The following is a 7,206-nucleotide window of genomic DNA, read 5'->3' on the forward strand; positions in this document are numbered from 1 at the left end:
CGTCAGCCCGGCATCGCCTCCAGGCCCTCGGCGCGGATCCAGTCGCGCGTCCGGTCGAGGGCTCGGCCGAGCCGGTCGAACAGGGCGTCGATCTCGTCCGGCGCGATGATCAGCGGCGGGCAGACGGCGACGCGGTCGCCGACGAGCGCCCGCACGATCAGGCCCTCGGCCTGCGCGAAGGCCACGCAGCGGGCGGCCACGCCCTTCTTCGGGTCGTATTGCCGCTTGCTGGCCTTGTCGGCGACGATCTCTAGCCCGCCGATCAGCCCGAGGCCGTTGGCCTCGCCGACGATGGCGTGCTCGGCGAGGGCCGAGAGCCGGCGCTGGAAGTGCGGCGCCTTCTCGGCCACTCCCTCGATCACCCGGTCGCGCCGGTAGATCTCGATCGCCTTCAGCGCCACCGCGGCGGCGACCGGATGGCCGGAATACGTGGTGCCGTGCCCGAAGGTGCCGATCTTCTCGCTCTGGCCTACGAGCGCCTCGTAGAGCGGCGCGTCGATGCTCACGCCGCCGAGGGGCATGTAGGCCGAGGTCAGGGCCTTGGCGAAGGAGATCGAGTCCGGCCGGATGCCGAGCGCCTCGCTGCCGAACCACGTGCCGAGCCGACCGAAGCCGCAGATGACCTCGTCGGCGATGAGGCGGACGTCGTACTTCGCCAGCACCGCCTGGATCGCCGCGAAGTAGCCCCGCGGCGGCACGATCGCGCCGCCCGCGCCCATCACCGGCTCGGCGATGAACGCCGCGACGGTCTCCGGGCCTTCCCGCAGGATCGTCTCCTCCAGCTCGGCGGCGAGCCGGGCCGAATAGGCCTCCTCGCTCTCGCCGGGCTCCGCGCCCCGGTAATGATGCGCGCACGCGACGTGCAGGAAGCCCGGCAGCGGCAGGTCCCAGTCGGCGTGATTCGCGGCGAGCCCTGTCATCGAGGCACTGGCCACCGTCACGCCGTGATAGCCCTTCTGACGGGCGATGATCTTTTTCTTATTCGGCCGTCCCAGGGCGTTGTTGTAATACCATGTGAGCTTGACCTGCGTGTCGTTGGCCTCAGAACCCGAAGACGTAAAGAAGATCTTCGAGGTCGGAACCGGCATCAGCTCCTTGAGGGTCTCGGCGAGCTCGATCCCCGGATCGTGGCTGCGGCCGGAGAACAGGTGGGTGAAGGGCAGGCGCGCCATCTGCGCCCGGGCCGCTTCCACCAGCTCGGCGTTCGAGTAACCCAACGCCGTGCACCAGAGGCCGGACATGCCCTCGATGTAGGGCCGCCCCTCGGTGTCGTAGACGTGCACGCCCTCACCGCGCTCCAGAACCAGCGGGCCGGTGTGCCGGTGCGCCGACAGGTTGGTGTAGGGATGGAGAAGGGTTTCGACGTCGCGGGTCGCGAGGTTCGAGAGCATGGTTCGCAAGGTCCTCGTGCGAGGGTGACCGCCGCCACACTACCGACCCGATGCCCCGTCAGGTAGCCCGAAGGTTCTTCGGCCGGCCGTTGCCGGACGCATGCCACCCGCGATCGTCCCTCGCCCCGCACGCATATGCTCAACCCGGAAGCCTTCGTCGCCCAACCCGCCCCTGGCCGCGCCTGCGGCGCGTGCACGCTCTGCTGCAAGGTCTACGACGTGCCCGCAGTCGAGAGCGTCGCGGGCCAGTGGTGCCGCCACACCAGGGCCGGGCAGGGCTGCGCCATCCACGCCACGCGGCCCGATCACTGCCGGGCGTTCCACTGCCTCTGGATGACGGAAGCCTGGCTCGGGCCGGAATGGAAACCGGACCGCGCCAAGATGGTCCTGAGCCTCGATCCGCTCACGCGCAACATGAACGTGCAGGTCGATCCCGGGCAGGCGAATGCGTGGCGGCGCGAGCCCTATTACGGGCAGCTCAAGCGCTGGGCCGTGGCCTCGGTGCCGCTGCGGCGGCACGTGCTCGTCCACCTCAACAAGAGCACCACCGTCATCCTGCCCGACCGCGATGTCAGCCTTGGGGTTGTGGGCGCCGACGAGCGCATCGTCACCACCGACCGGATGACGCCGCAGGGTCCGAGCTTCGACGTCCGGAAGGTCCCGGCCTGAGGCATCCCGACAGGGTCGGCACCCGACGGCGCCGCCGGTCCCGACCCTGCGAAGACGGACGTCCGAGGCGCGCTTCCCCCCGATCCGCGTGGCGGTCGCGATGACGCGACGCGCAAGCCTTGCGAAGCCAGCCGCTTTGCCCAACTGATCGGGCATGACGACGGTTCACGATTTCAGCGTTTCCGCGGCAGACGGAACCCCTTACCCGCTGGCGCGGCATCGCGGGCAGGTGCTTCTGATCGTCAACACCGCCTCCCGCTGCGGCTTCACCCCGCAATACGAGGGATTGGAGGCGCTCTGGCGCCGTCACAGGGCTGCAGGCCTGACGGTCCTGGGCTTTCCCTGCAACCAGTTCGGTGCCCAGGAGCCGGGCGACGCCGCGGAGATCGCGAGCTTTTGTTCGCTGCGCTACGACGTGAGCTTCCCGGTACTCGGCAAGATCGCGGTGAACGGGCCGGCCACCGAGCCGCTCTACGACCATCTCACCCGAGCCCGAGCCGGGCTGTTCGGCACGCGCGCGGTCAAATGGAACTTCACCAAGTTCCTGGTGGGTCGCGACGGCCGGGTCATCGCCCGCTTCGCACCCGGGACCAAGCCCGCGGCCCTGGAGGCGAAGGTTCAGGCCGCCCTGGCCGAACCGGCCTGAGCCGCGCGCGGCACCTCAACGTCAGACAACGCCGAGTTCGGCGGTCTCCGGGACGGGGATACCGCGGCCGTCGGCACGTTCGCGCGCCCGCAGGATCGTCCGGAGGGGCGCGACCGGGAAGGGGCGCACGGCCTCGCGCAGAATACCCGTCAGGAAGCGGATCTCAGCGATCTTGCGCAAGGTCAAGCCGGCAGCACCGGCGCTCCGAGCCCGGATCTCAAGGTCCGAAAGCGCGTCGAACAGGGCGCAGCGCGCGTCCAGATCTCGGGAAGATTGCTTTGACGCGATCAGCGTAGCCAGCTCGCCTTCAAATCTGCATCGGACAGGCTGATCGGCGCGCATGATCGACTCAAACTCAATGTGCGCAGACCCTAAAACAGTGTTCGCGCTTTGTCAGCCGCTGACGCAGGCCGCGCGCCGTGAGTCCCGGATTGTTGCGCAATTGCATCTGCGCGGCCGGCCCCGGATCCGGTCACCGGTCGGCACCCACGATCGCCGCGGCCGCCTCGAACTCCGTCCGGCGCGTTTCGAGGCGCGCTTCGGCCTCGGCGTCGCGCCCCCAGACATCGGCTTGATAGGTTTCATCGACATGGGCTGCGGCCCAGGCCTCCGCCGGCGTGAGGCGCCCCCTGTGCACCGCCAGCGCTATCAGCAGGGAGCCGGTCAGCGTCGTCAGCGTGTGCAGGCCGGTCAGCCGGAACGGGTCCGTCACCGCGGCCACCGCCTCCGAGAGGGCTCGCACCGTGTCGGCGGGCTGCTCGACATGCATGACGCCCTCGCTGAGGATCACCCGCGCGCCGAACGCGTCCCGCGCCCAAGCGAGGATCGGGTCCCAGGCCGCCGCCTGCGCCGCCACGAGCCGCTCCGGGTCGCCAGCGCGGTAGGCCACGAGATCCGTCCCCGCATAGGCGCACAGATCGTCCGCGACCGCGGCGAGGCGGGGCGCGACCCCGTCGATCGCCGTGTTGGCGAGCCGCGTCAGGGGCATCCGCGCCGGGTCGATCACTTTGTCCTGAGCCGCCCATTCCGCCGCGACCTTCTCGGCCAGGGCGCGGCTCGGAAGTCGCAGCGGGTTGCGGGCCGGCGTGTTGGCCGGACGTCCGTCCAGGGTCAGCCGGTATCCTTCGCCGTCCTCGGCGAAGCCGGACTCCGTGTAGAACCGCCGGGGCAGCGCCGGCTTCGAATGGCCACGGGCCGCCCGGATCGGGTCTGGCCGCTCGCCGTCGCCCGGTTCGCCGAGCCATTCTGTCGTCTGATCGCTCATGACCGCGAGATAGGCGTTTCCAGCCCGACGCGCGAGCCTTTCGCGATCAGGCGATCGTCGCAAGTCCGTCGAGAAGTTGCACCTCCAGCGCTGCGGCGCTCGGCACCACCGTCAGTGCCCCGGCCCCGTAGAGTGCATCCGGGGGGTGATAGCCCCAGGCGACCCCGATGGCGGTGGCCCCCGCCGCAACCCCCATGGCGATGTCGAAGGTGGTGTCGCCGACCATCACGGTCGCCCCGGGCTCGCAGCCGGCCTCGCTGATCGCCTGCTGCAGCATGGTCGGGTCCGGCTTGGACGGTGCGTCGTCGGCGCTCTGGGTGGTGACGAACCAGTCACCCCAACCATAATGGGCGATGAGCCGATCGACCCCGCGCCGCGACTTGCCGGTGGCAAGGCCTATCAGCACGTCGCCCCGGGCATGCAGCCGGGCCAGAAGCTCGGCCATCCCGGGGAACAAGGGCTCCTCGTGCGCGGGATCCAGCCGCAGGCGGTTGTAAGCCTGCTTGTAGCTTTCCGAGAGTTCCGCGACTGGGCCGTCCTCACCGACGAGGCGGCGGAAGGCCTGCGGCAGCGACAGGCCGACCACGGACAGCGCCTCACGCCGACCCGGCGCCGGAAGGCCGTTCTCCGTGAAGGCCACCTCCTGGGCCGCCACGATCAGGTGCTGACTGTCGACGAGGGTGCCGTCGACATCGAAGACGATGAGCCTCATCGCCGACGACGCGCCGATGCCGTTTCGAACAGCGGTGCCGGCATGCGGGTCCCGGACCCCGTCACGGCTTCCGGCCCGGCTGAGCCGGCTGCCCGACCGCGGCGGGCTGCCCGACCGGGAGGCGCGTCCGCTCATAGCCGAGCCGGCAGCGGATCAGGAACCGCCGGCGCTTGCCGCCGCGCAATCCGCGCTGGTGCGAGGCCCGATTGCAGGCCGCATAGGAGCGGCGACGGCGCTCCGCACGGGCATTGGTCGACGGGCGCGGTGCCGCCTGCGCGGGGGTCGCGGCGGCGCCCGGGGTGGCGGCCGGATGCTGGGGGGACGTCTCGACCGGGTGGGTGCCGTTCGCCGCCGGGGCCGGCTTGGCTGCCTCGCCCGATGCGGCATGCGCGGTGGTTCCGGCGAGGCACRGGGCGGCGAGGCAGGCCAGCATCGCGAGCTTCATGCGTCAGGGTCTCGAACCGCAGGGAACAGGCCCCGCGGCGGATCAGCGGGGCGCCGGGCAGCATATGAGGCGGCGCAGCCGATTGCCAAGGCATGCCCTGCGCGGGACTCCCGTTTGGACGGCCGGATTCCTGCGGGCTGCCACCAAACCGTCAAGCCCGCGCGGGACGGTGGTCATGTGACGGGAGGGGCGATCTGCCGATGAACCTCGTGCTGCTGCCCGGCTTCATGACCGATGCCGACCTCTGGACGGACATGGCCGACCGGCTCGCGGAGGTCGGGCCGGTCCAGCATGGCGACCTCAGCCGCGACGACGCCATCCCCGATATGGCGCGCCGGGTGGCCGCGGCGGCGCCCGCCCGGTTCGGCCTCGTCGGATTCTCCATGGGCGGGTACGTGGCCCGCGAGGTCGCGCGCAGCGTACCCGATCGGGTGCAGGCGCTGGTGCTGATCGCCACCTCGTCGCGGGCCGACACGCAAGCCCAGGCGCGCCGGAAGGCCGCCGCGGTCGCCCAGATCCGCCAGCATGGCTTCAGGGGTCTCAGCCAAGCCGCAATCCTCCAGTCCGTGCATCCGGGGCGGGCCGGGGATGCCGCTCTGATCACGCGGATCCGGCAGATGGGCGACAGGTTGGGCGGTCCGGCCTTCCTGCGTCAGGCCGGCCAGGCCCGCGCATCCGATCGCGACCGGCTCGGCGCGATCAGATGCCCGACCCTGGTCGTAGCGGCGGCCCAGGACGTCCTGCGCAGCCTCGACGAGGCGCAGGAGTTGCGGGACGGCATACCCCGCGCGACTCTCACGGTGATCGACGGGTCGGGCCACATGCTGCCCCTGGAAGTCCCCGAGACCCTGGCGGACGCGATCGTCCCCTGGTTGCAGGCTCAGGCTTCCGGAGCCTCGACGATCGGGTCGTAGCGGCTGGCATCGAAGCCCAGGAGGTTCCAGCTCTGGGCCATGTGGGGCGGCAGCGGCGCGCTCACGTCCACGGGCTTGCCGGTGCGCGGATGCGGAATGACGATCCGGCGGGCCAGCAGGTGCAGACGGTTCTGGATGCCCCCCGGCAGCTCCCAGTTCTCCACGGAGAAGTATTTCGGGTCCCCGACGATCGGGTGGCCGATATGGGCCGCGTGGGCGCGCAGCTGGTGCGTGCGGCCGGTGACCGGCTTGAACGACAACCAGGACAGCTTCTGGGCAGCCTGATCGACCATCGCGTAATAGGTCAGGGCGTGGCTCGCGCCCTCGTCGCCGTGCTTGGCCACGCGCATCCGCGCGTCGGCGTCGGTCGCCTCCTCCTTGGCGAGGTAGGTCGAGACGCGGCCCTGCCGGACCCGGGGCACGCCAGCGGTGAGCGCCCAATAGATCTTGCGCGCCGCCCGGGACCGGAAACTCTTGGCCAGCGTCGCGGCGGCGAGCCGCGTCTTGGCGATGATCAGGCAGCCCGCCGTGTCCTTGTCCAGCCGATGGACGAGGCGCGGCTTCTGGCCGTCCGGGCCGGTGAGCGCGGCGAGCAGGCCGTCCACGTGCCGGACCGTCCCCGACCCGCCCTGGACCGCGAGTCCGAAGGGCTTGTTGAGGATCATCATGTCCGCGTCCTCGTAGAGGATCAGCGAGCGAATGAATTCGGCGTCGTCCTGCTCGCGGGCGGCGTTGCGCGGCCGCTCGGAGGGCTGATCGAGGCGCAGGGGCGGTACCCGCACGCTCATGCCGGGCTCCAGCCGGTCGTTCGGCTTGGCGCGCTTGCCGTCGACCCGCAATTCGCCCTTGCGCACGATGCTCTGCACGCGGGTGAACGGGAGCAGCGGGAAACGGGCGGTGAGGAAACGGTCGATCCGCATACCGGCCTCGTCGGGCTCGACCACCAGGGTCTGCACCCCGGACGCGAGGGTCGCGGAGGCGGCGGCGCGCTGCTCGCGTCGGGTCGGACCGGGGGATGGGAGAGCGGCGGGGGCGGGGGCGGGGGCGTCGGACCGCTTCGCCCTGGGCCTTTCGTCGGACTTCGCCGGCCCGGGGCCGCGCGACCGGACGGCGTCGCGGGGGGGCTTCGGGGGCCGCACCGGGGCCGCGGCGGCCGCGCCCTGGG

Annotated in this window: 9 protein-coding genes; 3 read left to right on the forward strand and 6 right to left on the reverse strand. The window is 71.2% G+C overall.

Annotation, left to right across the window (positions count from 1 at the left end; genetic code table 11):
- Positions 1-2: 2 nt before the first annotated feature.
- Positions 3-1,391 (reverse strand): aminotransferase, encoded by a 1,389-nt coding sequence (locus ACXJKQ_RS12775; RefSeq protein ID WP_457106109.1) that lies wholly within the window; start codon positions 1,389-1,391, stop codon positions 3-5.
- A 135-nt stretch (positions 1,392-1,526) separates the two neighbouring features.
- Between ACXJKQ_RS12775 and ACXJKQ_RS12780 the strand changes: the two genes are divergently transcribed.
- On the forward strand, positions 1,527-2,060 hold the full coding sequence (locus tag ACXJKQ_RS12780) for a hypothetical protein (protein WP_457106110.1): 534 nt from the start codon (positions 1,527-1,529) through the stop codon (positions 2,058-2,060).
- A gap of 154 nt (positions 2,061-2,214) precedes the next feature.
- A complete protein-coding gene (locus ACXJKQ_RS12785; protein ID WP_457106111.1) occupies positions 2,215-2,706 on the forward strand; it encodes a glutathione peroxidase in 492 nt (163 codons plus the stop codon).
- A gap of 21 nt (positions 2,707-2,727) precedes the next feature.
- On the opposite strand, the gene ACXJKQ_RS12790 is transcribed toward ACXJKQ_RS12785, so the two are convergent.
- The 4 genes from ACXJKQ_RS12790 to ACXJKQ_RS12805 form a co-directional block, all read right to left on the reverse strand.
- Positions 2,728-3,048 carry a hypothetical protein gene (locus tag ACXJKQ_RS12790; RefSeq protein WP_457106112.1) on the reverse strand — a complete coding sequence of 107 codons (321 nt, stop codon included), beginning with the start codon at positions 3,046-3,048 and terminating at the stop codon, positions 2,728-2,730.
- 130 nt (positions 3,049-3,178) lie between these two features.
- Complete coding sequence (locus ACXJKQ_RS12795) at positions 3,179-3,970, reverse strand: ATP12 family chaperone protein (RefSeq protein WP_457106113.1); 792 nt, start codon at positions 3,968-3,970, stop codon at positions 3,179-3,181.
- Positions 3,971-4,016: 46 nt separating this feature from the next.
- Positions 4,017-4,682 carry an HAD-IA family hydrolase gene (locus ACXJKQ_RS12800; protein WP_457106114.1) on the reverse strand — a complete coding sequence of 222 codons (666 nt, stop codon included), beginning with the start codon at positions 4,680-4,682 and terminating at the stop codon, positions 4,017-4,019.
- Positions 4,683-4,743: 61 nt separating this feature from the next.
- The gene (locus tag ACXJKQ_RS12805) at positions 4,744-5,127 is read right to left on the reverse strand and encodes a hypothetical protein (protein ID WP_457106115.1); all 384 of its coding nucleotides are present in this window, start codon (positions 5,125-5,127) and stop codon (positions 4,744-4,746) included.
- A gap of 200 nt (positions 5,128-5,327) precedes the next feature.
- Here ACXJKQ_RS12805 and ACXJKQ_RS12810 point away from each other — a divergent pair, with 200 nt between their 5' ends.
- Positions 5,328-6,041 (forward strand): alpha/beta fold hydrolase, encoded by a 714-nt coding sequence (locus ACXJKQ_RS12810; RefSeq protein ID WP_457106116.1) that lies wholly within the window; start codon positions 5,328-5,330, stop codon positions 6,039-6,041.
- Here ACXJKQ_RS12810 and ACXJKQ_RS12815 read toward each other — a convergent pair.
- Positions 6,008-7,206: RluA family pseudouridine synthase (locus ACXJKQ_RS12815; protein WP_457106117.1), on the reverse strand; the 1,199-nt coding region annotated here is incomplete at its 5' end. The genes ACXJKQ_RS12810 and ACXJKQ_RS12815 overlap by 34 nt on opposite strands.

Source organism: Methylobacterium sp. P5_C11, assembly GCF_054049775.1.

Coding starts and splice junctions, on each gene's coding strand:
- ACXJKQ_RS12775 (WP_457106109.1), bottom strand. CDS start 1,391: ATGCTCTCGAACCTCGCGACCCGCGACGTCGAAACCCTTCTCCATCCC.
- ACXJKQ_RS12780 (WP_457106110.1), top strand. CDS start 1,527: ATGCTCAACCCGGAAGCCTTCGTCGCCCAACCCGCCCCTGGCCGCGCC.
- ACXJKQ_RS12785 (WP_457106111.1), top strand. CDS start 2,215: ATGACGACGGTTCACGATTTCAGCGTTTCCGCGGCAGACGGAACCCCT.
- ACXJKQ_RS12810 (WP_457106116.1), top strand. CDS start 5,328: ATGAACCTCGTGCTGCTGCCCGGCTTCATGACCGATGCCGACCTCTGG.
- ACXJKQ_RS12795 (WP_457106113.1), bottom strand. CDS start 3,970: ATGAGCGATCAGACGACAGAATGGCTCGGCGAACCGGGCGACGGCGAG.
- ACXJKQ_RS12790 (WP_457106112.1), bottom strand. CDS start 3,048: ATGCGCGCCGATCAGCCTGTCCGATGCAGATTTGAAGGCGAGCTGGCT.
- ACXJKQ_RS12800 (WP_457106114.1), bottom strand. CDS start 4,682: ATGAGGCTCATCGTCTTCGATGTCGACGGCACCCTCGTCGACAGTCAG.